This window comes from Nocardia yamanashiensis NBRC 100130, assembly GCF_001613325.1.
In the GTDB taxonomy this organism is placed as follows: domain Bacteria; phylum Actinomycetota; class Actinomycetes; order Mycobacteriales; family Mycobacteriaceae; genus Nocardia; species Nocardia yamanashiensis.
Window position 1 is genome coordinate 1 of sequence record NZ_BDCD01000025.1, and the last position, 22587, is coordinate 22587.

A 22587-nucleotide genomic window follows, 5' to 3' on the forward strand; every position below is an offset into this window, starting at 1 on the left:
GCGGTCAGCTTGCGGCCCGGCGCGTCCGGATCCCGTTGCAGCAGTTCGTCGGAACCCTGCGGACGGCCGAACGCCTCGGCCAGCACCGCGTCCGGCGGCCGGTTCACCAGCTCCGGCGAACCCTTGGCGGCGGCCGCCGCGGCGGCCGCGGTATGCGGCGCGAAGGAACCGTGCTGGCCATTGGGGCGGCGGAAAGCGCGGGCGGTGTGATTGTCGACATGCGGCCGATACACCGGCCGCGGCCCCAAGACGGGTGCGTCCGACGGCCTCAGGTTCCCCCGATCAGCCGCCGAATCCGAAGTCGCCGCGGCAGCCGCCGGCGCGATCTTGTCCGCGGGCCCCTCACCCGGAACCGGGCCCGTGTTCTTCGATTCGGTGGTCACGCGATGAACTCTACTTGCGCCACCACGAGGTCCACCGTCTGCTGTCGAACGAATCTTGGCGCAGGCCGAAGGAACTCACGCCGCGCGCGAGCATATTCCGATCGGAATGCTGCTCCGCCGCATTCGGCAGCTGGTGATTGTTGTGCTCGGCGCCCGGCAATTCCGAGAGCGGAATGCGGCTGAGCGTGTCGTGCAAACGCAGCGGGGCGGAAATCTGGTCCTTGGACTGCTGCAGGGCGATGCGCGCCTGCTGCTGCGCGTCCACCTCGGCCGCGCACTCGTGGCACAGCGAAAGATGATGGGCGGCGCGCAGATACGCGTTCATCCGCAATTCGCCGTCCACGTAGGCGGCGATGGCCTCGCTGGCCAGATGCTCGGTCGGAGCGAATCGAGGACGACGGGGCGCATTCTCCTGACCATTCATACGCTGGCCTCGCCACTCATGCGCTGCACACCCTTCCGGACGACCTCGGCGGAACCGGGGAAAACGACGCGCGGACCGGTACGGCCCGCACTGTCACCCGACGTTTTCGGCAGCGGCGACCCGCCGCTCAATCCCATTATGCTCGAGGTGCTCGCGCAGTGCCTGACGTCCACGGTGGATGCGGCTGCGCACGGTCCCCAGCTTGACGCCCAGCGTCGCGCCGATCTCCTCGTACGACAGTCCTTCGATGTCACAGAGCACGACCGCGGCGCGGAACTCCGGAGCCAGCGCGTCCAGCGCGGTCTGCAGGTCCGGGTCCAGATTGGCGTCGTGATAGGCCTGCTCCGGGCCGGGACCCTCGGACGGCACCCGGTCGTAGTCCTCGGGCAGCGCTTCCATCCGGATGCGATTGCGCCGGCGGACCATGTCCAGGAACAGGTTGGTGGTGATGCGGTGCAGCCAGCCCTCGAAGGTGCCGGGCTGATAGTTCGACAGCGAGCGGAAGACCCGGATGAAGGTTTCCTGGGTCAGGTCCTCGGCATCCTGCTGATCACCGGTCAGGCGATAGGCCAGGCGGTACACGCGATCGGCGTGCTCGCGGACCAGCTCGTCCCAGGACGGCATCATGGTGCGGTCGCCGGTGGCGTCGAAAGCGGCCGTCCCGCTGAGGAGTTCGTCGGTATCCTCGGGGGTGAGGCCATCGGAAGACAGTAGGAACTCGCCGTTCAGCGTGGTGTCGCTGTCCAGCGGCTGAATCTGCGGGTGCAGAGTGTTGGCGTGTTCACGCGCCGCGTCGACCATGTGGATGGGGTTACCTCCTACTCGGGACCGTGAACCTCGGTGTCCGGTACAACCGACCTGGTTGGTCGAGTTGTTCCCGGTGCCGGGATCCGCCGGTCGCTGGCCTGGCGTAGGCAATACTTTCGTCGGTCCGCATGTGGTCGCCGTATGTGGAGGCTGAGGGACACCTGAGAAAAAGTCGCCACACCGGCCGGTCACCGCCACGCCTTCGCGCCTTCCCGCCATTAGCCTTTGAATCGTGAGCCAGCCTGCCGCCGCAACGAACCTGCAGCGAAACCTCGCCTACGTGGAGGAATCGGTCGCCGAGGACGAGATTCTCGTCGCCGCGCGCGAGCGCGCCCTGGAACTGGGGGCGGGCCCGGTGCCTCCGGCGGTGGGCGCGTTGCTGAGCATGTACGCCCAATTGCTGGGCGCCCGCGCGGTGGTCGAGGTGGGCACCGGGGCAGGGGTGAGCGGGCTGTGGCTGCTCGACGGCATGCGCGAGGACGGCACGCTGACCACCATCGATTCCGAGCCCGAGCATCAGCGCGCGGCGCGGGAGGCGTTCCGGTCGGCGGAGATCACCCCGGCGCGCACCCGGCTGATCAACGGCCGGGCCCTGGATGTGTTGCCGCGCTTGGCCGATGGGGCCTACGACCTGGTGTTCATCGATGCCGCGCCGCTGGAGCATCCGCAGTACGTGGAGCAGGCGGTGCGATTACTGCGCGAGGGCGGGGCCATCGTGCTGCACAACGCGCTGCTCGGCGGGCGGGTGCCGGATCCGGCGCAGCGGGATCCGCAGACCATGGCGGTGCGGGCCGCGACCCGGGCCATCGCCGAGGATCCGCAGCTGACCAGCGTGCTGATTCCGGTGGGTGACGGGCTGCTCTGCGCTTCGCGGGGCTAGCGAAAGCGGTACCTCTTGCGCTCTTGTTGAACGACTGTTTAGCATATTAAACGTGCGTTCAGCAGAGGATCTGACGACCCGGGCCCGGATTCGCGATGCGGCCATCGCCGCTTTCGGCGCGGAGGGGTTCGGGGTCGGGGTGCGGGCCATCGCGACCGCGGCGGGCGTCTCGCCGGGGCTGGTGATCCATCACTTCGGGTCGAAGGACGGGCTGCGCGAGGCGTGCGACGACCGGGTGCGGGAAGTCGTGCGCACGGCCAAGACCGAGTACATCGAGCATCCGTCGCCCGGCAGTCTCATGCAGCAACTCGCCGAGATCGAGGATTTCGCGCCGTACATGGCCTACATGCTGCGGAGCTTCCAGTCCGGCGGGCCGTTGATGAAGGTGTTCTTCGAGCACATGGTGGAAGACGTCGAGGTCTACCTCACCACCGGCATCGCCGCCGGCACGATCCGGCCCCTGCCCGACGTCAAGGCGTTCGCCCGCTACGTGGCGATCACCAACGGCGGCGGCATGATGATGTTCCTGCAGCTCTACGCGGCCGAGCATCCGGGACCCATGGACTTCCGGAAAGCGCTGCGCGACTACGCCGATCGCATGATGCTGCCCGCGCTGGAGCTGTACACGCACGGGCTGCTCACCGACTCGTCCGCTCTGGACGCACTGACCGGCAAAGAACCGGCCTGAATCCGAAATCGTCTTCCTACCTAGGAGATTCGATGAACGTTCCTGCCACCCCCGCGATCGAGATCCGGGGCTTGCACAAGCACTTCGGGCAGGTGCGCGCACTCGACGGCCTGGACCTCGAGGTCCGCGACGGCGAAGTGCACGGCTTCCTGGGGCCCAACGGCGCCGGGAAATCCACCACCATTCGCGTCCTGCTCGGCATTCTTTCCAAGACCTCCGGGGAGGCGCGGTTGCTGGGCCGCGACCCGTGGACCGACGCGGTCGCCCTGCATCGCGATATCGCCTATGTGCCAGGCGATGTCACGCTCTGGCCCTCGCTCTCGGGCGGGGAGACCATCGACCTGCTGGCGCGTATGCGCGGCGGTATCGACCAGGAGCGCCGCGCCGAGCTGATCCAGCGGTTCGAACTGGATCCGCGCAAGAAGGCGCGCACCTACTCGAAAGGCAACCGGCAGAAGGTCGCACTGGTTTCGGCCTTCTCCTCCAATGCGCGACTGCTGCTGCTCGACGAACCCACCTCCGGGCTGGATCCGTTGATGGAGCAGGTATTCGGGGAATGCGTGGCGGAGGCGAGCGCGCGCGGTGTCACCGTGCTGCTGTCCAGCCACATTCTGTCCGAGGTGGAGAAGCTGTGCGAGCGGGTGACCATCATCCGGGCCGGGCGGACCGTGGAAACCGGGACCCTGGCCGAGATGCGGCATCTGAGCCGGACCTCCATCACCGCCGAATTGACCGGTGACCCAGGGGATCTGAGCCGGATCGCCGGGGTGTCGGATATCGCTGTCGACGGGCGGACGCTGCGCTGCCAGGTCGACAGCGAGCATCTCGGGGAGCTCATCCGGGTGCTCGGCGACGCCGGGGTGCGCAGCCTGGTCAGCCAGCCGCCGACACTGGAAGAGCTTTTCCTGCGGCACTATTCGCTGAACGGCGAGGGCGAGGCGGCCGCCGAGACCCGGGAGAAGGTGGCGAAATGACCGCCATCACCGCACCGCGAACCATCGGAACATCTTTACGCACAGCCGATTTCACCGGGACCGGGCAGCTGCTGCGGCTGTACCTGCGACGCGATCGCATCGTGCTGCCGCTGTGGGTGCTGCTGCTGTCGCTGCCGGTGGGCAGCGTGTACATCGACAGCATCGCCTCGGTGTATCCGAGCGAGGCGGACCGGGCCGGTTTCGCGGTCACGATTCTGGCCAGCCCGGCGCAGCTGGCCATGTACGGGCCGGTGTACAACACCAGCCTGGGCGCGGTCGGCATCTGGAAAGCGGGGATGTTCTACACCCTGATCGCCATCGCCACCATTCTCACCGTCATCCGGCACACCCGGGCCGAAGAGGAAACGGGGCGTGAGGAACTCGTCGCCGCCACCCGGGTGGGGCGGTATGCGAGCCTCACCGCCGCGCTGATCCTCGGCTACGGCGCGTCGCTGGCCACCGGGCTGCTGGCCTTCCTGAGCCTGTCCGGCACCGACGTGCCGCGCGACGGGTCGCTGGCCTTCGGGCTGGCGCTGGCCGGATCGGGCGCGGTGTTCGCCTCCGTCGCGGCGGTGGCGGCGCAGTTGTGCGCCGGGGCGCGGCTGGCCCGCGGCATCGCGTTCGCGGTGCTGGGGACCACCTATACCCTGCGCGCCATCGGGGATGCGCGGGCCGGAGACGGGCCGACCAGTCCGCTCACCTGGCTGTCGCCGCAGGGCTGGTCGCTGCAGGTGCGGCCGTATGCGGGCGATCATTTCGCGGTGCTGCTGCTGCACCTGGCAGCCGTGCTGGTGCTGACCGTGATCGCGTATTCGCTGCTGCGGCACCGGGACATGGGTGCGGGGCTGATCGCCGAACGGCTCGGCGCGCCGGCCGCGAGCCCGGCGCTGAGCGGTCCGTTCGGACTGGCCTGGCGTTTGCAGCGCGGCACGCTGGTGGCCTGGACCGCCGGGCTCGGGCTGTACGGATTGCTGATCGGCAGCGTGGTGCACGGGATCGGGGACGAGCTCGGCAGCAGCCAGGCCATCAAGGATCTGATCACGCGCATGGGCGGGTCGGAGTCGCTGGAGAACTCCATGCTCACCTACGCGTTCACCATGATCGCGGTGGCGGCCGCGGCGTACTCGGTGTCGGCGTCGCTGCGGCTGCACGCCGAGGAGAGCGCGCAGCGGGCCGAGATCGTGCTCACCGGCGCGGTATCGCGAACCCGCTGGGCGGCATCGCATCTGCTGTACGCGATCGGCGGACCGGCGGTGGCGCTGACGGTTTCGGCGCTGCTCGGCGGAATCGTCTACGGGCGCGCCGCCGGTGACGTCGGCGGCAAGGTCGGCGACACCCTGGCTGCGGCGCTGGTGCAGTTGCCGGCGGTGTGGGTGTTCACCGGGGTTACGGTGCTGCTGTTCGGGCTGGCGCCGCGCTGGACGCCCGTTGCCTGGGGCGTGCTGACCGCCGCCATCGCGGTATTCCTGCTCGGCGCGATTTCCGGTGCCCCGCAGTGGTTGCGCGATCTCGAACCGTTCGAGCACGCGCCCAAGCTGCCCGGGGGTGAGTTCACCGCCACACCGCTGGTGGTGCTGCTGGTTGTCGACGCGGCGCTGATCGGCTTGGGGCTCATCGCCTTCCGGCGGCGCGACCTGCGCTGACCATCGGATTCGCCCGCGATGCCACCGGCTCCGCCGGTGGCATCGCGCGTTTGCCGCCCTTGCCCATGCCCTTCGAGGCAGCACACGGGCAGGGCACAGGGGTGGATTCGAGCCCGCTCGGGGTGGTACCACCGATAGGGGAACGATTTTCGCTAGGAGGTGGGGGAGATGCTCGAAGGACTCGTCCTCGGCGTGCATTTGCCCACGGGCTGGCTATGGCCCGCAATGGTCGTCTTCGGCCTGATACTCGCGGCCGGACTGCTGGTCCTGCTGCTGGTCAGCGGGGCGCGCTTCGACGACCAATCGCATGTCGTCCCGTCCACGCCAGGACCGTGCGAACCGTTCTGCATGACGCCGTCGCCCGCGTACCAGCAATGAGGTGATCATCCGGCGATCGGAGGATTACCGGAGGTTCATCGCGGATACTCCATCGGAGAGTTCGACGATCGAGGTTTCCATGAGTCAGCGGGTTCCGTCCGTGGTCGGTTTGTATCTGCGCGAGTCCGGGGAATGGCGGCGGATCGCCGAGTTCCGGCTGAATACCGACGGGCACGCCACCTTCCGGGCGGTGGATCCGGTGGAGGGACTGGTCGCGCGCGTCTGGTACCACCAGGGCGTCGACCTGCTCGGCGAGGACCGCACCGTGCTGCCCGCCGACGGGCCCGCGTTCCTGCGAGCGCTGTTGCAGCCGTTCGGTTTCCGGGACTACCGCTTCCGCGACGACAGCTCGCCGGGCAGCCGGTCGGGACCGGCCCGGCCGCCGCGTGGGCACGATCGCAGGACCCATCCTTCGGTGCATCGCGAGAGCGACACCGCCACAGGTCTTTCCGACTGCGCCGGGTGCGCCGACGACCGGGAGCCGCGGCGCCACGCGCACGGCTCCCGGCCCGCCGCCTGGCGCCTGCTGGATTCCGATACCGTCCGCTACTGAAACCCTTTGCGCTACAGGCTGTTCGCCAGCAGCGCGTACTGCGCTGCGGCGGCCTTGTGCGCGGCGGCCTCGTTATCGGCGTTCACCACGCCGACATAGCGCTTGTACGCCACATAGCAGCGGTAGATCGTCTTGCTGCTGGTCTTGTGCGTCACGCACTTGGTGTCCGGAACCTTGTCCGGCGCAGCGCCATTGGTCTCGTCCAGGCCGCTGATCAGCCCGCTCACCAGATCGGCCCCGGCCTTGGCGTCGCGTACCCGGAAGGTGTAGTTGTCGCCGACGATCGCCATCGCGTCCATCCCGGTGTCGTCCACCAGCCGCTGCCGCAGCGCCTGCTCGCCCGCCGGATGCACCATCATGCTCGGGCCGTACACCGCGAAATTGTCCGGGTCGGGCGTGTGATTGTCGCGATTGTCGGTCAGCACCCGGGCCAGCATCCGCCCCGGATCCACCGGCAGCTTTTCCAGCTGATCGGCGGCGGTGGCCTGGAACGAATCCAGCGCCGGCACCTGCGCGTCCAGCGCCTTGCGCACCCAGGACAGCAGATCCGCCTGCTCGGACTTGGGCCGGGTGATGAACAGCGAGATCACGAAATCCTTGTGCGCCATGATCGCGCCGATATTCGCCACGCCCGGCCGCCAGTGCATGTACGCGTCCGGATACTCGGTCAGGGTCAGCTTCTTGTTCTGGTCCAGCGCCACATTGAAATCCGCGTCCTCGATCTCGCGCGCCGCCAGCTTGGCATTGTCGGCGGTGGACATGCGCAGCACCCGGATGGTGACCGTGGTGGCCTTCGGATTGGCCTCGTCGGTATTGGCCTGTTCGCGCAGATCCGTACTGCTGGTGGCGAATCCGGTCAGGAAGCCGCGGCTCTCCAGGATCGGCTTGGCGGTATTGGACAGATGGCTGACGCTGATCACGTCCTTGGCCGAGGCCAGCACCACGCCGCCGCGGCCGATGCCCACGCTCTCGTCCACCTTCACGCCCGGGACCACGGCGTCGGCCATCCGAATGCCTTCCAGCACCGCGCCTTTGCCGTCGGCCGATTGCACGTAGGTGTGGCGGTTCACCGGGTAGCTCCCGGCGTCGAGCGTGCGGACATCGAGTTCGCCCGCCACCGCGTGCCCCTGTTTGCCGCACCCCGCCACCAGGGCGGTCAGGGCCACGCACGTGACGGCGGTGACGATCCGGGTTGCTGTCGAGAACCGGCGCTTGCGGCGGCCCATGATGCTCCCTCCCGCGCCACCCTGCCGGTAGCGCTCCGGCCCCTAGATTTTCGGACCCGGAAGCGGTGGGTGTCCACCGTTATCGGCGGGTCACACCCAGATGCCCTTACCGACGGTCACCACGCCGCCATTGCTCACCGCGAAACGATCCCGGTCCCGGTCCAGGTCGACGCCGATGATCTCGCCCTCCGACACCACCACGTTCTTGTCCAGAATCGCGTGCCGCACCACCGCGCCGCGCCCGATCCGCACCCCGGGCATGAGCACGCTGCCCTCCACGGTCGCGCCGTCCTCGACCATCACATTGGAGAAGAGCACCGAATTGCGGACGGTGGCCGCCGACAGGATGGACCCCGCGCCCACGATCGATTCCTGCGCCAGCCCGCCGCGCCCGAACTTGGCGGGCGGCAGGTTCTCGGCCGCACCGCGAATCGGCCAGTGCTTGTTGTACAGATCGAACACCGGATCCACCGAGACCAGATCCATATGCGCCTCGTAGAAGGCGTCCAGGGTGCCGACATCGCGCCAGTAGCCGCGGCTGCGGTCGGTCGCGCCCGGCACCTCGTTCTCGGCGAAGTCGTAGACCGAGGCCGCGCCCGAACGGACCAGGCCCGGAATGATGTCGCCGCCCATATCGTGATCGGAATCGTTGTCGTCGGCGTCCGCGCGAATGGCGTCCACCAGCACCTTGGTGGTGAAGACGTAATTGCCCATGGAGGCGAAGGTGGAGTTCGGATCGTCCGGGGTGCCGGGCGGATGCGCGGGCTTCTCCAGGAAATTCACGATCCGGCCGGACTCGTCGGAATCGATGCAGCCGAACGCGCTCGCGGTGCTTCGCGGCACCCGGATGCCCGCCACCGTCACCCCCGCCCCGGATTCGATGTGCGCCCGGACCATCTGCTCCGGATCCATCCGGTACACGTGATCCGCGCCGAACACCACGATGTATTCGGGATCCTCGTCGTAGATCAGGTTCAGCGATTGCATGATGGCGTCCGCGCTGCCGGTGTACCAGCGCGGGCCCAGCCGCTGCTGCGCCGGCACCGGGGTGATGTACTCGCCACCGAAACCCGACAGCCGCCAGGTCTGCGAGATGTGCCGGTCCAGCGAATGCGATTTGTACTGGGTGAGAACGCAGATCCGCAGATAGCCGGCATTGACGAGGTTGGACAGCACGAAGTCGATGAGCCGGTAGGCGCCCCCGAACGGAACGGCCGGCTTGGCGCGATCCTTGGTGAGGGGAAACAGTCGCTTCCCCTCGCCACCGGCGAGCACGATCCCGAGTACGTGCGGCTGGCTCCTCACACCCGCCAAACTACCGGTACTAATCGAACCTGGAATGGCCAGCACGTTCCGTGTCGATAGCGCCGGCGATTGGTGACCATGGGTGGGAGCGATTAGTTTGGACCGGTGAGTTCCGGCTCGGACGGCGGCCGCGATCTGCGCGTCGCCATGATGACTCGTGAATACCCGCCCGAGGTGTACGGCGGGGCGGGCGTGCACGTCACCGAATTGGTGCCGCGACTACGCGAACTGTGCGACGTGACCGTGCACTGCATGGGCGTCGAGCGCGCCGATGCCGTGGTGCACCAACCCGATCCGATGCTCTACGCCGCCAATTCGGTGCTGCAGATGATGTCCGCGCAATTGCGCATGGCCGATGCCGCCGCCGGGATGGACGTGGTGCACTCGCACACCTGGTACACCGGACTGGCCGGGCACCTGGCCGCCACCCTGTACGGAATTCCGCACGTGCTCACCGCGCATTCGCTGGAACCGCGCCGGCCCTGGAAGGCCGAGCAGCTCGGCGGCGGCTACCGGCTCTCCTCCTGGTCCGAGCACAATGCCATGGTCTCCGCCGACGCGGTGATCGCGGTCAGCGCGGGCATGCGGGCCGATGTGCTGGCCGCCTACCCCGATATCGATCCGGCGCGAGTGCACGTGGTGCACAACGGAATCGACGCGCGGGTCTGGCATCCGGGCGGGCCCGCGCTCGAAAGCCGGGACATCCTCACCGAACTCGGCGTGCATCAGGAGCGGCCCATCGCGGCCTTCGTCGGGCGCATCACCCGGCAGAAGGGCGTCGGGCATCTGCTGGCGGCGGCCCGGCACCTGGATCCGGACATTCAGCTGGTGCTGTGCGCCGGAGCCGCCGACACCCCGGCCATGGAAGCCGAAGTGGCGGCGGCGGTTCGCGAACTGAGCGCCATCCGCGACGGCGTGCACTGGGTGAAGCAGATGCTGCCGACCGAACTGGTGCGGCAGGTGCTGGCGGCGGCCACCGTGTTCATCTGCCCGTCGGTGTACGAACCGCTGGGCATCGTGAACCTGGAGGCGATGGCGTGCGGGACCGCGGTGGTGGCCTCGGATGTGGGCGGCATTCCGGAGGTCGTGCTCGAAGGCGTGACCGGGCGGCTGGTGCATTACGACGAGTCCGCGCCCGGGGCTTTCGAGCGCGGGCTGGCGCACGCGGTCAATCAGGTCGCCGGCGATCCGGTCGCGGCCGCGGCCATGGGCGTCGCGGGCCGGGCGCGGGCGATCGGCGAGTTCGACTGGGCGCAGGTCGCGGCGCGCACGGCGGTCATCTACGACCTGGTGCGAAAGAGCTAGTCCGCGAACACGTACCGCATGAACACATCCGCGCGGTCGTAGTGGAACGGCGGCAGTTCGGTGGGCGGGACGTGCACGAAGCCGAACGATTCGTAGAGGTGCACCGCGTCCTGCAGCGCGCTGTTGCTGGCCAGGAAGACTTCGGTGGCGCCCATGCGCCGGGCCAGGCCGAGCGCGGTCTCCAGCAGCCGGCGGCCCACGCCCCGGCCCTGAACCCGTGGCGTCACCGCCATTTTCGACAGTTCGAACACGCCCGGCCGGTCCGCGACCAGCGCCACGCAGCCGACGATATCCGCGCCGTCGCGCGCCACCAGCACCTGCCCGCCGTCGGTCACGATGCGCTGCGGGTCGTCGAGCGTCACCAGATCGGCCGGTTCGACCTCGAAGATCTTGGTGATCCACTCCAGATTGAGTTCCTTGAAGGCCGCGGCGTCGGCGAGGGTGGCCATCGGCTCGATCACGAGGGCGTCGGTCTGCTGAGTCACCAGCACAGCATGCCCAGCCTCGAACCATAACGTCCAATACTTGATAGCTGCGATTGATACGCTCAGCTTATGGTTGATGGGGTCGAGCTGCGCCACCTGCGGTATTTCCTGGCGGTCGCCGACGAACTGCACTTCGGGCGGGCCGCCGCGCGCCTGCACATCGCCCAGCCCGCGCTCACCCAGCAGATCCAGCGACTGGAAAACCTGCTCGGGGCCAAGCTCTTCGACCGCACCTCGCGAACCGTCGCGCTCACCCCGGCCGGACAGGTGCTGTGCGAACGCGCCCGGCCGCTGCTCGGGCACGCCGCGCGCGACCTGGCCGAGGTCGCGCGCATCGGGCAGGGCAGTCAGGGCACGCTTTACCTGGGGTTCGTGCCGTCGGTGCTGCCGCTCGAACCGTTGCGCGGGGTGCGCGCCTTCCGGGAACGGTTCCCGCTGGTGGAAGTCGATCTGGTGGAGGGTTATACGAGCCATCTGATGGAGAAGCTGGCCACCGGAGCGCTCGACACCGCCATCGTCCGCGATCCGGATCCGCTGCCGGGCATCAGCACCGAACCGCTCATGACCGAACCGTTCGTGGCCATCGTGCCCAGCGATCATGCGCTCGCCGGGCGGGACACCATCACGGGGGCGGAACTCGCCGACAGCCCGATGGTGTTCTTTCCGCGCGCGGCGGGTTCCCTGGCCCACGACAAGAACCTGTCGCCGATGCTGGAATCCGGCCGCCGGCCGCACATCGTGCAGGAGGCCACCAACTGGACGATCATCCTGTACCTGGTGGCGGCGGGGCTGGGCATCACCATCGCGCCGCGCAGCGCCACCTTCACGGCGCCGGCTTCGGTGCGGATCATCCCGCTCGCCGGCACCTCGGCGGTCACCACCATCTACACGGCGCACCGGACCGACGAGAACCGCGCGCTGGTGCGGAATCTCCTCGCGCTGCTGCCCAATCGCGGGGTCAGCGCCGCCGATAGCTCGACACCGTGACCGCGGCGGTGACGGGGAGCGGATCCGGCAGCGCCGCAATGCGCTCCGACCGATCCGCTGCGGCGTGAAAAGCCGAGGGACCCATCCCGGCCACCGCCGCGATATCGGCGTGCGTGAGCGGCATCGGATATTCGACCTCGGTGCGGTCCAGCAATTCGAAACGGCCGCCCAATGATTCGGTGAGCCGCTCCTGTTTCGCCGAATCCACCCGGACCATTTCCAGCGGTCCCACGAGTTCGCTCAGATGCCGCGCCGTCGGGGTCACGACAATGAATCGGCCGTCGCCGGTGAGCACCCGGGCCACCTCGTCCGCATTGCGCGGTGCGAACACCGACAGCACCAGGCCCATCGCCCCGTCCCGCACCGGCAGTCCGCGCCACGCGTCGGCGAGCACCGCGCCCGCGCGGCCGTGTGCTCGCGCGCTCCGCTTCACCGCGGGCTTGGACACGTCCAAGGCGATGCCGCGCGCTCCCGGCAGCGCGTCGAGCACCGCGGCCAGGTAGTAACCGGTCCCGGCCCCGATCTCCAGCACCCCCGTGCCGTGCGATCGAGGCTCGTCCGCGGCGAGCAGCAGACCGGCCAGGCGGCCGGCGGAGAAGGCGGTGGCCGTGGCGCCCGGACCACCGGGACGATGGCCGCGCCGAGCCGCCCGCGCGAGCGCCGTCGCGATCGGTTCGAAATGGCCCGCCGCCTGGAATCGGGCCCGCGCGTCCAGCATGTCCGGGGTATCGCCGGTCATCTTGGTGGACGCACCGGTGAGCAGGCTGACATAGCCCTGCCGGGCGATATCGAAGGTATGACCATGCGGGCAGCGCAGGGTGTGCGGTTCGGCCGCGAGCGGCCCGCCGCACTCCGGGCAAGCCAGCAGATCGGCGCAGGCGCTGAGGCGATCCGCGGGGGATGCCTCGGCCGTGCCGATCGAGAAGGGTCCGGGGTTCACCGGACGCGGGCGGTCGGAGCGAAACTCCCCGGTGTCACGGCGAAGCCCCCGGGCATCCGGGGGCATTCACCGTGGCCTCGGGCGTCCGACGGCGTGGAGGCTGCGACTCCACGGCGAGTCCCGAGAGTTGGATTGTCCGTACTAACCGGTGACATTCTTGAGTTCGTCACCGAGCGCTGCGGCCTCGTCCGGAGTCAGCTCGACGACCAGACGCCCGCCACCCTCGAGTGGAACCCGCATGACGATTCCACGCCCTTCCTTGGTTGCCTCGAGGGGACCGTCCCCGGTGCGGGGCTTCATGGCCGCCATCCTCTGCTCCCTCCAGATCTGCGCGGTCTACTGCGCACTTTCATGGAACTCCAGTTGTCACCAACCAGGCAGCCCGCCGGCATGTGGCGGGCTACACCCTGACCATTCTTCCCTATCGCGGATCGGGGCGGGTACCTGAGTTCCAAAAACCGACCGTTGTGGCGTTCAGCGTGTCTCCACATTCACCCAGCAATCGGCGATGTGGTCGTCTACCATGCCCGTCGCTTGCATGAGTGCGTACGCAGTCGTGGGTCCCACGAATTTGAATCCGCGCCGCTTGAGTTCTTTTGCGAGAGCGGTGGATTCGGCTGTGACGGCGGGCACATCGGACAGGGTGCGGGGGCGTTTGCGGGGGCTCGGGGCGAAGGACCAGAGCAGCCGGTCGAGGCTCTCGCCGAGATCCCGGGCGACACGCGCATTATGGACGCTCGCCTCGATCTTGGCGCGATTGCGAACTATGCCCGGATCCGTCATGAGCCGTTCCACATCGGCCGGGCCGAAGGCGGCCACCTGCTCGATCGCGAAGCCGGCGAAGGCCGCGCGGAAGGCTTCCCGTTTGCGCAGGATGGTGATCCAGGCCAGACCCGATTGGAACGCTTCCAGGCAGATCCGCTCGAACAGGGCGTCGTCGCCGTGCACCGCCCGGCCCCATTCCCCGTCGTGATAGTCGCGATAGAGCTGCGAGCCCTCCGACCATCCGCAGCGGATCAGGCCGTCGGCGGCGAGTTCGGTGGTGCTCATCGCGCGCCGGTCTCCCCGTTCCGTTCGCCCGCCGGGCCTTCGCCCGGCGCGGCGGTCTCGTCCGCGGCGGCGTCGGTGGCGACGGTTCCGGAAACGGCTTCGGGCGTGTCGGGGGTCGCGGGCTCGCCGGGCAGCACCTGCGGCAGCGGCGTGGCGCCGGGCACCCGCCGCGGCGCGGGCGTACCGGCCCCGTCCGGGCCGGCGGAATTCGCCTTGGTGAGGTTCGCGGCCGCCAGCGGGCGTTCCGGCGCGGTGGCGGCCACATAGGCCCGCGCATCGGCCAGCTCGGTCTCGAGTTCGTCGATGCGCCCGGCCAGCCGCGCCAGCGCCCAGTCGACCTCGCCCGCCTTGTACCCCCGGAACACCTGCTGGAAGCGCAGCGCCCGCACATCGCTGCCGCTGATGCCCGCCACCGGCAGCACGGTGGCCGTGGTGCCCTCGGGCAGCGGGCCCAGCTCCTCCGACCGGCCGAACAGCGCGCTCGCCAGCAGGAACAGCAGCGCGGCGACCAACCCGACGATCAGCACGTACAGCAACAGCGTGAGCATGCCCTCGAGCTTAGGTGGAGTCCGTGCGCGAAGCCGCCGTCACCCCTGGCGGAATCCGGCCCTCGAATTGCGCAGCGCCCGAGCATGACTCCCGTCGCGATCGCATTCGCCCGATGAGGTTCCGGCCGGAGGGCGGGTGCCCCCATACGAAAGCCCGCGCCAGTTGCTCAGGCAACGGGCGCGGGCTGCGTCGTTCTCGTCGGACCTACAGATGGCGTGTGGTGTCGATGCTGAGCGACATGCCCGCCAGGCCGCGGCGGCGGACCGCCAGTTTGTCGGCGATGCCGAGCAGGGCCTTGCCGGAGGCGGATTCGGGGTCGCGCAGGACGATCGGGGTGCCTTCGTCGCCGGCCTCGCGCAGCGACTGCTCGATCGGGATCTGGCCCAGCAGCGGCACGTTGGCGCCGACGGCGCGGGTCAGGTTGTCCGCCACGGTCTGTCCGCCGCCGGAGCCGTAGAGCTCCATGCGGGAGCCGTCGGGCAGGTCCAGCCAGGACATGTTCTCCACCACGCCGGCGATGCGCTGGCGAGTCTGCAGCGCGATCGACCCGGCGCGCTCGGCCACCTCGGCGGCGGCCAGCTGCGGGGTGGTGACGACCAGGATCTCGGCGTTCGGGATCAGCTGGGCGAGGGAGATCGCCACGTCGCCGGTGCCGGGCGGCAGGTCCAGCAGCAGGATGTCGAGATCGCCCCAGAACACGTCGGCCAGGAACTGCTGCAGCGCGCGGTGCAGCATCGGGCCGCGCCAGACGACGGGCGTATTGCCCTGGGTGAACATGGAGATCGAGATGACCTTCACGTCGTGCGCGATGGGCGGCATGATCATCCGCTCGACCTGGGTCGGGCGCTGATCGGTGCCGAGCATGCGGGGCACCGAATGGCCGTAGATATCGGCGTCGAGCACGCCGACCGACAGCCCCTTGGCGGCCATGGCGGCGGCGAGATTCACGGTGACGGAAGACTTTCCGACGCCGCCCTTACCGGAGGCGACCGCGTAGACGCGGGTGAGCGAGCCGGGCTGGGCGAACGGGATGACCGGTTCGGCCGCATCGCCGCGCAGCTTCTTGCGCAGTTCGGTGCGCTGCTCGTCGTTCATGACATCGAGGCCGACCGTGATGGACCCGACCCCCGCCACGTCCGCGACGGCCTTGCTGACGCGTTCCTGGATGGCCGATTTCATCGGGCAGGCCGAAGTCGTTAGGTAGATCACGACATGGACACTGCTGTCGGCGCCGATCTCGACGCTTTTCACCATGCCCAGTTCGGTGATCGGTTTCCGGATCTCCGGGTCGTCCACCTTCGCGAGCGCGCCCCGCACATCCGATTCCGTTACCACTGGCATACCGAAAGTCTAGGAGTGAGCGTGAGCAACCCCTCGGCGGGTGTCAGATGCGCGGCAGCGCGGCCGCCGAGGGCGCCAGGCCGGAGCCGTAGGCGGTCTCCCAGGCCATCACGTTCGCCACGTAGGCCATGGAGTTGTTGTAGCGCAGGATGGCCCGGGTCTGCTGGGCCGCGTCCCGCATATCGAGATTGCCGGAGCACAGGTACTTGCCCGCGGTGAGGGCCGCGTCGTACAGGTTCTGCGGATCCGCGATGCCGTCGCCGTTGCCGTCGGCCGCGTAGTGCCGCCAGGTCTCCGGCAGGAACTGCATCGGGCCGATGGCCCGGTCGTATCCGCCGAGGCCGTCCAGCTCGCCGCCGTCGGTATCGTGAATCACGTTGTTGCCGTAGAGGCTTCCGTCCAGTACTGGCCCGTAGATCGGATCCAGCGGATTGCCCTCGGCGTCGGCCTTGCCGCCGAACGCGTGCGTGGATTCCACCCGCCCGATGCCGGCCAGCATGGTCCACGGCATATTGCAGGTCGGATTGTCCGCTGCCAGCAGGCGTTCCGCGTTCCGGTAGGCCTGTTCGGAGATGCCCGGCATGCCGAGCGGTCCGGCGGGCAGTGCGGCGGGCACCCGGCCGTCGGGCTGGGCGACGGTTTTCACGACCGGCGGGGGCGGCGGCGCGAGCTGTTTGGCCTCGCGCAGCACCGGCTCCTGGGCGGCGACCTGGCCGGCCGCCTCCGGTCTGGGTAGGTGGTCGTCGGATTCGGCCGAAAGTCGTTGCTCCACATGTGCTGAGAGCTGTTCGGCGAGCGATCCGTCGGCGGCGCCGGTGACCGTGGCGAGCCCGGTCGGGATGAGTCCGGTCAATGCGATGACCGATCCGCGCCGAACTTTCGGGACCGGGGGTTTACGGTGACGTCCCACTGTGTGGTTGCCCTCCATTGCCATCGGATGAGACCGGGGTTTCGCAATGACAGCTACGTTACCGCATTCGAGACCTTCCCGTTACCGATCCGTGATTAATTCTCCGGTTTGGTTTCGAAAGCCCTGTTGAACTGCCCGAATTGCCCGAAAAGGCGTGAGGGACAAGCCCTCACGCCTTCGGATCGGAGAGTTTCGCGCGGTTACTGCGCCGGGGCCGGCATCGGGATGGTGATGCCGAACGGGAGCGTGATGCCGGGGTTCTCGGTGGTGGTCACCGGAGCCGCCTCGGGCGCCGGAGCGGCCTGCGCCTCCTGGGTGGTCTCCGGCGCGGGCGCGGCCTGTTCCTGCGGTTGCTGGGCCTGCTGCTGGGCCGGCTGTTCCTGGGTCGCCGGGGTGCACTTGGCCTGTTCCTGGACCGGCTTGCCGTCGGGTCCGAAGACCTGCGTCTCGCCGTTCTGCGCGGCGCCCTCGGTCTGGCCGGCCTCGTTCTCCTTGGCCTCCTGCTCCGGCTTGTCCTGCGAAACCGCCGCCTGCTCACAGGGATTGGCGGGCTGCACGGGCGCGGGGCAGAAGATGCCGCACGGGATGGGCGGCAGGCCGGGGATGGTGATCATCACCTGGGTCGGCGTCTGCGGGGCCACCGTGGTGGTGGCGACCGGCGCTTCGGTGGTGGTCGGCAGGGTGGCGCTGGCGGCGCTGTAGTCCACCCCGTTGCCCAGCGTGCCCGGCTGCACCATCTCGGCCGAGATGGCGACCGGGGCGGGCGCGCCGCCGGTCTTGTAGGCGTTCGACCAGCTCAGCACCTGGGCCGCGTAGGTCATCGAATTGTTGTAGCGCAGTACGGCTTTCAGCTGCTGCGCGGCGTCGCGCAGGTCCAGCCCGCCGGAGCACAGGTATTTGCCCGCGGCCAGCGCGGCGTCGAAGACGTTGTGCGGGTCGGAGACTCCGTCGCCATTGCCGTCGGAGGCGTAGTTGGCCCAGGTGCTCGGCAGGAACTGCATGGGCCCGACGGCGCGCACGTAGCCGCCGTCGGCGGCCTTGATGATCTCGTTGCCGGGCAGCGTGCCGTCCAGCGCGGGACCGAAGATCGGCGTGACGGAGGTGCCCGCGGCATCGGTGCGGCCATTGCTGGCGTGCGCGGACTCGATGCGCCCGATGCCCGCGAGGAGGTTCCAGGGCAGCCCGCAGCCGGGCATCTGGGATTGCAGCGCCAGTTCCGCGTTGCGGTAGGCGGCGAGCACGATCTCGGGGATGCCGAGCGCGCCGGCGCCGCCGGGCAGGGCGATGTTCTGCAGCGGCACGGTGCCGCCGAAGAGCGGGCTGCCGTCCGCCGGCGGGGTGAGCGCGCTGAGTTTGCGGGGCGCTTCGGCGGCGGCCGGAACCAGGCCGACGGTCTGGTCGGCGGGGACTTCGGCGACCGCCGCGGTGTTGCTGGCGGCGGCCGCCAGCAGCGCGTCGGGGGCGGCCTGCGGGGCCGGGGTGTGGACGGCGGTATTGGTGGCCGAACCGGCGGTGACCAGACCCGCGATCAGGAGCGCCGACGCTGTCACCGGTGCAGATATTCTCTTCGCCACCACACAATCCCCTCAGTCGTGCGGCCGGGCCCTAAGTGAGGACGGTCTCCCGGAGGAGCTGTCTGGGTCGGTCGCTCGGAACAACGTGATCCAGGTTACCCATCAGTCAGCTTGTTGTGTACAACTTGTGCGGTTACTCGCCATCTTTTCGCGGCGAAATCGGTACCTCGGACCTCTTTCGATCGGTACTCTTCTTGGCCTTTTTCACCCGCGTGACCTCGTCGTCTGAGGCCAATTTTTCCAGCCTGACCAGTGTTTCCTTTACATCTTCCAGTTCTCGCCGCAGATAGTCGCGTGTCGCGACCTCACCTACGGCGAGTCGCAGCGCGGCGAGCTCGCGCGCCAGGAATTCGGTGTCGGCCTTGGTCTGCGCGGCGCGGGTGCGGTCCTCCTCCAGGGCCACCCGGTCGCGATTGTCCTGCCGGTTCTGGGCCAGCAGGATGAGCGGCGCGGCATAGGCGGCCTGGGTGGAGAAAGCCAGGTTGAGCAGGATGAACGGGTACGGATCCCAGCGCAGCGAGACCGCGAAGACGTTCAGCAGAATCCAGACGATCACCACGATGGTCTGGATGGCGAGATAGCGCCCGGTGCCCAGGAAGCGCGCCACGTTCTCGCTGGAACGGGCCAGCGCCTCGGCGTCCCAGTCGAATCCGCGGAATCGGCTCTCGACGGGTGTTTCCAGGCGCTGCCGGGCGGTCAGTTTGTCCATGCGATCGGTCATGGGCGGCCTCCGGTCCCGTCGATCACGGGCAGCCCGTGTACGTCGTGATTGTCTTCATCTTGCTCGCGCCAGTCCTCGGGGAGCAGGTGATCGAGCACATCGTCGACGGTGACGGCGCCGAGCAGGTGGTTCTCGTCGTCCACCACGGGTCCGCAGACCAGGTTGTAGGTGGCGAAATAGCGGGTGACGGCGGTCAGCGGGGCGTCCGGGCGCAGCTGCACCAGGTCGGCGTCGACAATGCCGCCCACCAGGTTCGCCGGGGGTTCGCGCAGTAGTTGCTGGAAGTGCACGCAGCCGAGATAGCGACCGGTCGGTGTCGCGGTCGGCGGGCGCACCACGAACGCCATCGAGGCCAGCGCGGGCGTCAGCTCCGGATTCCGGATCCGGGCCAGCGCCTCGGCGACCGTGGTGGCCGGGGTGAGCACCACCGCGCGCGGCGTCATCAGACCACCGGCGGTGTAGGGCGCGTGCTCGAGCAGCCGGCGCACCGGTTCGGAATCCTCCGGATCCATCAGCGCCAGCAGCGATTCCGCCTCGCCCGCGGGCAGCTCGCCCAGCAGGTCGGCCGCGTCGTCGGGATCCATCGCCTCCAGCAGGTCGGCGGCGCGCTCCACGCCGAGCTGTTCGAGCAGCTCCACCTGATCGTTCTCCGGCAGCTCCTGCACCACGTCGGCCAGGCGCTCGTCGTCGAAGGCCGCCGCCACCTCGATGCGGCGCTTGCGCGGCAGATCGCGCAGCAGATGCGCGACGTCGGCCGGGCGCATGCCCTCGAACTGGGTGAGCAGCTGGGTGACGTCCTGCCCGGGCAGGTTCAGCTCGGTCTGGGTGAGCCCGCGGATCTGCGCCCAGTCCACCACGTGCACCGCGCCGCGCCGCCCGAAACCCACGCCGAGGCGCCGCCGTTCGCGCACCGCCACCCGGGACACCACCCAGTCGCGGGTGCGGGTCTGCTCGATACCGAGATCGACCACCACCACGTCCACGTCCTGCAGCTGCGGCAGCTCCGGATCGTCGACGCGCACGGTGGAGTCGAGCAGCTGTGCGATGCCCAGCATTTCACCCGGTCGTTGCTGGAACCGCCGCACGCTGATGGTGCCGGTGGTCAGGGTCACCGAACCCGGCTCGACCGAGGTCACCCGCAGCATCGGCATGAAAATCCGCTTCCGCGTGGGCAGTTCGACGAGCAGCCCGAGCACCCTCGGTTGCTGCCGGTCATAGCGGATGGAGATCACCAGGTCGCGAATGCGGCCTATAGACTCCCCGTCCGGTCCCAGCACCACCAGGCCCGCCAGCCGGGCGGCGAAAACCTTCGTCGCTGCCATGGTTGTCAAGGCTAGTGGTAACCGACTGCCCGAATTGTCCGCGCCACGAGCGCGAACTGTTCTTTGCCCTGTTGGCAGAGCGAAGGAGTGATCCATGACATCCCGCCGATCGGTGCTCGCCGTCCCCGGCAGCAATCCGCGCATGATCGAGAAGGCCAAGGGCCTGGCGGCCGACGAGGTGTTCCTGGATCTGGAGGACGCGGTCGCGCCGGCGGCCAAGGAAGCGGCGCGCGCCAATATCGTGGCCGCGCTGAACCAGCCGGGCTGGGAAGGCAAGATCCGGGTGGTCCGGGTCAACGACTGGACCACGGCGTGGACCTATCGCGATGTGATCTCGGTGGTGGAGGGCGCGGGCGCGAATATCGACGCCATCCTGCTGCCCAAGGTGACCGACGCCGGGCAGGTGCAGGCGCTGGATCTGCTGCTGACGCAGCTGGAGAAGACACACGGCCTTCAGGTCGGGCGGATCGGGATCGAGCCGCAGATCGAGAACGCGCTCGGCTTGCGCAATATCGACGCCATCGCCACCGCCTCGCCGCGCGTGCAGACCCTCGTCTTCGGGCCCGCGGACTTCATGGCGAGCATCAATATGCGCACGCTGGTGGTCGGCGAACAGCCCGAGGGCTACGAGCCCGGCGACGCCTACCACCACATCTACATGACGATTCTGCTCGCCGCGCGGGCGCACGGTTTGCAGGCCATCGACGGCCCGTACCTGGCGGTGCGCGATGTGGATGGCTTCCGCCGCAACGCATCTCGCACCGCCGCGCTCGGCTTCGACGGCAAATGGGTGCTGCATCCGGACCAGGTCGCCGCCTGCAACGAGATCTTCAGCCCGCGCCAGGCCGATTACGACCGCGCGGAGGAGATCCTGGACGCCTATGCCTTCCACACCTCGGCCGACGGCGGCGCGCGCGGCGCGGTCATGCTCGGAGATGAGATGATCGATGAGGCCAGCGCGAAAATGGCGCAGGTCATAGCCGATAAAGGACGGGCGGCCGGAATGACGCGAACCACGCGTTTCGTGCCCCCGTCCGACGATGCGAAATAGCATGATGGAGTCATGACGAATCCCTTGGGGAACTCGAGCCGGAACCGTCCGGGCCTGCCCACGCCGCCGTCGGGGTGGCCGGTCGGCTCGTACCCGACCTACGCCGAGGCGCAACGGGCCGTCGACTATCTGGCCGACAATGCCTTCCCGGTCGAGAACGTGACCATCGTCGGTGTCGACCTCATGCAGGTGGAGCGCGTGCTCTACCGGCTGACCTGGGGGAAAGTCATTGGCGGGGGCATTGTTTCGGGCGCCTGGCTGGGCCTGTTCATCGGCCTGCTGCTGAGCCTGTTCGGCACCGGCGGGCACGTGTTCGGCCCGCTGGTGGTGGGCCTGGTCGGCGGCATCGTGTTCGGCGTCATCTCCACCACCATCCCGTACGCCGCCACCCGCGGGCAGCGCGACTTCGCTTCCACCATGCAACTGGTGGCCGGCCGTTACGACGTGCTGTGCGACCCGAAGGTCGCCGAGCAGGCGCGTGACCTGATCGCCCGGCTGGCGATCTAGTTCGATGGATGTGCTGGACAAGGTCCGGGCCGCGACGCTCGGCTATTTCGGAGTGGACTCGGCCGATTCGGCCTCGGTGACCTTCCTGGGCCTGGAGCCCATCGAGATCCTGCGGATCCCGGGCGACGAGGTGGTGCACTACGTGACGGTGGGCGGTTCGCGCCACCCCATGACGGATCCGGCGGCGGCGCTGGCGGATCCGGTGCGCGGGCCGCGCGCGGAACTGGTGCTGAGCCTGCGCGGGGGAGTGGGCGCGGGCGCGGGACTGACCCGGTCGCTCGGCGTGCTGGTCGCCGCGCCGTCCGTGGAAGGCGTTGTGCTGCAACCCGATGCGCTGCTCGATCTCGGGGAACCGTTGTGGGCCAACGCTTCTTTCACCGCCGCCCTGCTGGGTGAGAGTGAGATTCCGGCGGTGGATTTGCCGGAACCCGCTGAGCCCGTGCAGTTTCTGACGGTCACGCCCATCACCGCGACCGAGGCGGCGTGGGTGCGAATTCGCGGCGCCTCGGCCCTGCGAGATGCCTGGGCGGAAGCGAAAATCGATGTGCGCGACCCGGATCGGGGCGCCGCGACCCTCTGAACGG

General features: G+C 68.8%; 24 protein-coding genes and 2 pseudogenes. 11 read left to right on the forward strand and 15 right to left on the reverse strand.

The genetic code is table 11. The annotated features are described in order from the left end of the window. The 3 genes and pseudogenes from NY1_RS28770 to sigE all read right to left on the reverse strand — a co-directional run. A pseudogene (locus tag NY1_RS28770) lies at nt 1–383 on the reverse strand (serine protease); the annotation flags it as partial. A 10-nt stretch (nt 384–393) separates the two neighbouring features. Continuing rightward, complete coding sequence (locus tag NY1_RS28775) at nt 394–807, reverse strand: hypothetical protein (protein WP_067720116.1); 414 nt, start codon at nt 805–807, stop codon at nt 394–396. A 93-nt stretch (nt 808–900) separates the two neighbouring features. After that, the gene (gene sigE, locus NY1_RS28780; RefSeq protein WP_084535519.1) at nt 901–1608 is read right to left on the reverse strand and encodes an RNA polymerase sigma factor SigE; all 708 of its coding nucleotides are present in this window, start codon (nt 1606–1608) and stop codon (nt 901–903) included. 238 nt (nt 1609–1846) lie between these two features. On the opposite strand from sigE, the gene NY1_RS28785 reads away from it, so the two are divergent. The 6 genes from NY1_RS28785 to NY1_RS28810 all read left to right on the forward strand — a co-directional run bounded on the left by NY1_RS28785 (nt 1847) and on the right by NY1_RS28810 (nt 6730). After that, nucleotides 1847–2494 (forward strand): O-methyltransferase, encoded by a 648-nt coding sequence (locus NY1_RS28785; RefSeq protein ID WP_067720118.1) that lies wholly within the window; start codon nt 1847–1849, stop codon nt 2492–2494. 52 nt (nt 2495–2546) lie between these two features. Further along, nucleotides 2547–3182 (forward strand): TetR/AcrR family transcriptional regulator, encoded by a 636-nt coding sequence (locus tag NY1_RS28790; RefSeq protein WP_169815415.1) that lies wholly within the window; start codon nt 2547–2549, stop codon nt 3180–3182. A gap of 32 nt (nt 3183–3214) precedes the next feature. Next, a complete protein-coding gene (locus NY1_RS28795; protein WP_067720120.1) occupies nt 3215–4156 on the forward strand; it encodes an ABC transporter ATP-binding protein in 942 nt (313 codons plus the stop codon). Further along, nucleotides 4153–5799, forward strand: a complete 1647-nt coding sequence (locus NY1_RS28800) for an ABC transporter permease (protein ID WP_067720123.1) — start codon at nt 4153–4155, stop codon at nt 5797–5799. The genes NY1_RS28795 and NY1_RS28800 overlap by 4 nt, the downstream gene beginning before the upstream one ends. A 168-nt stretch (nt 5800–5967) precedes the next feature. Next, entirely contained in the window at nt 5968–6177 is a 210-nt protein-coding gene (locus NY1_RS28805) for a hypothetical protein (protein WP_157762530.1), read from the forward strand. A 79-nt stretch (nt 6178–6256) separates the two neighbouring features. After that, the gene (locus NY1_RS28810; RefSeq protein ID WP_067720127.1) at nt 6257–6730 is read left to right on the forward strand and encodes a hypothetical protein; all 474 of its coding nucleotides are present in this window, start codon (nt 6257–6259) and stop codon (nt 6728–6730) included. 11 nt (nt 6731–6741) lie between these two features. Here the strand turns inward: NY1_RS28810 and NY1_RS28815 are convergent, their stop codons facing one another. Then, nucleotides 6742–7956, reverse strand: coding sequence for a DUF7373 family lipoprotein (locus tag NY1_RS28815; protein ID WP_067720129.1), 1215 nt, complete (start codon nt 7954–7956; stop codon nt 6742–6744). 90 nt (nt 7957–8046) lie between these two features. Then, complete coding sequence (gene glgC, locus NY1_RS28820) at nt 8047–9261, reverse strand: glucose-1-phosphate adenylyltransferase (RefSeq protein WP_067720132.1); 1215 nt, start codon at nt 9259–9261, stop codon at nt 8047–8049. Nucleotides 9262–9396: 135 nt separating this feature from the next. Here glgC and glgA point away from each other — a divergent pair, with 135 nt between their 5' ends. Next, nucleotides 9397–10566 carry a glycogen synthase gene (glgA, locus tag NY1_RS28825; protein ID WP_067720370.1) on the forward strand — a complete coding sequence of 390 codons (1170 nt, stop codon included), beginning with the start codon at nt 9397–9399 and terminating at the stop codon, nt 10564–10566. Here the strand turns inward: glgA and NY1_RS28830 are convergent. After that, nucleotides 10563–11051 (reverse strand): GNAT family N-acetyltransferase, encoded by a 489-nt coding sequence (locus tag NY1_RS28830; RefSeq protein WP_218028460.1) that lies wholly within the window; start codon nt 11049–11051, stop codon nt 10563–10565. The genes glgA and NY1_RS28830 overlap by 4 nt on opposite strands. 69 nt (nt 11052–11120) lie before the next feature. Here NY1_RS28830 and NY1_RS28835 point away from each other — a divergent pair, with 69 nt between their 5' ends. Next, entirely contained in the window at nt 11121–12038 is a 918-nt protein-coding gene (locus NY1_RS28835; RefSeq protein ID WP_067720135.1) for a LysR family transcriptional regulator, read from the forward strand. On the opposite strand, the gene NY1_RS28840 is transcribed toward NY1_RS28835, so the two are convergent. From NY1_RS28840 to NY1_RS28875, 9 genes and pseudogenes are all read right to left on the reverse strand, one after another. After that, nucleotides 12010–12978, reverse strand: a complete 969-nt coding sequence (locus NY1_RS28840; protein WP_439956050.1) for a putative RNA methyltransferase — start codon at nt 12976–12978, stop codon at nt 12010–12012. The two genes, NY1_RS28835 and NY1_RS28840, sit on opposite strands and share 29 nt — an antisense overlap. Nucleotides 12979–13119: 141 nt before the next feature. Beyond that, nucleotides 13120–13287 carry a DUF3117 domain-containing protein gene (locus NY1_RS42225; protein WP_068918317.1) on the reverse strand — a complete coding sequence of 56 codons (168 nt, stop codon included), beginning with the start codon at nt 13285–13287 and terminating at the stop codon, nt 13120–13122. Between the two features lie 165 nt (nt 13288–13452). Then, complete coding sequence (locus tag NY1_RS28845) at nt 13453–14028, reverse strand: DNA-3-methyladenine glycosylase I (RefSeq protein WP_067720137.1); 576 nt, start codon at nt 14026–14028, stop codon at nt 13453–13455. A 257-nt stretch (nt 14029–14285) separates the two neighbouring features. Then, nucleotides 14286–14576: pseudogene (locus NY1_RS45440) on the reverse strand (DivIVA domain-containing protein); the annotation flags it as partial. Between the two features lie 205 nt (nt 14577–14781). Further along, the gene (locus tag NY1_RS28855; protein ID WP_067720139.1) at nt 14782–15918 is read right to left on the reverse strand and encodes an Mrp/NBP35 family ATP-binding protein; all 1137 of its coding nucleotides are present in this window, start codon (nt 15916–15918) and stop codon (nt 14782–14784) included. 43 nt (nt 15919–15961) lie between these two features. Next, nucleotides 15962–16828: a lytic transglycosylase domain-containing protein gene (locus tag NY1_RS28860; RefSeq protein WP_067720376.1), complete on the reverse strand. Its 867-nt coding sequence runs from the start codon at nt 16826–16828 to the stop codon at nt 15962–15964. A gap of 200 nt (nt 16829–17028) precedes the next feature. Further along, entirely contained in the window at nt 17029–18378 is a 1350-nt protein-coding gene (locus tag NY1_RS28865) for a lytic transglycosylase domain-containing protein (RefSeq protein ID WP_233434540.1), read from the reverse strand. Between the two features lie 157 nt (nt 18379–18535). Beyond that, nucleotides 18536–19123 (reverse strand): DUF1003 domain-containing protein, encoded by a 588-nt coding sequence (locus NY1_RS28870; protein ID WP_067720141.1) that lies wholly within the window; start codon nt 19121–19123, stop codon nt 18536–18538. Beyond that, nucleotides 19120–20445, reverse strand: coding sequence for a magnesium transporter MgtE N-terminal domain-containing protein (locus tag NY1_RS28875; RefSeq protein WP_067720143.1), 1326 nt, complete (start codon nt 20443–20445; stop codon nt 19120–19122). Before NY1_RS28875 ends, NY1_RS28870 begins: the two co-directional genes overlap by 4 nt. A gap of 94 nt (nt 20446–20539) precedes the next feature. Between NY1_RS28875 and NY1_RS28880 the strand changes: the two genes are divergently transcribed. From NY1_RS28880 to NY1_RS28890, 3 genes are read left to right on the forward strand one after another with little or no spacing between them, the layout of a single operon-like run. Then, the gene (locus NY1_RS28880; protein ID WP_067720145.1) at nt 20540–21496 is read left to right on the forward strand and encodes an HpcH/HpaI aldolase/citrate lyase family protein; all 957 of its coding nucleotides are present in this window, start codon (nt 20540–20542) and stop codon (nt 21494–21496) included. Between the two features lie 12 nt (nt 21497–21508). Beyond that, on the forward strand, nt 21509–22003 hold the full coding sequence (locus NY1_RS28885; protein WP_067720146.1) for a YflT domain-containing protein: 495 nt from the start codon (nt 21509–21511) through the stop codon (nt 22001–22003). 4 nt (nt 22004–22007) lie between these two features. Next, a complete protein-coding gene (locus NY1_RS28890) occupies nt 22008–22583 on the forward strand; it encodes a suppressor of fused domain protein (protein WP_084535523.1) in 576 nt (191 codons plus the stop codon). Nucleotides 22584–22587: the final 4 nt, after the last annotated feature.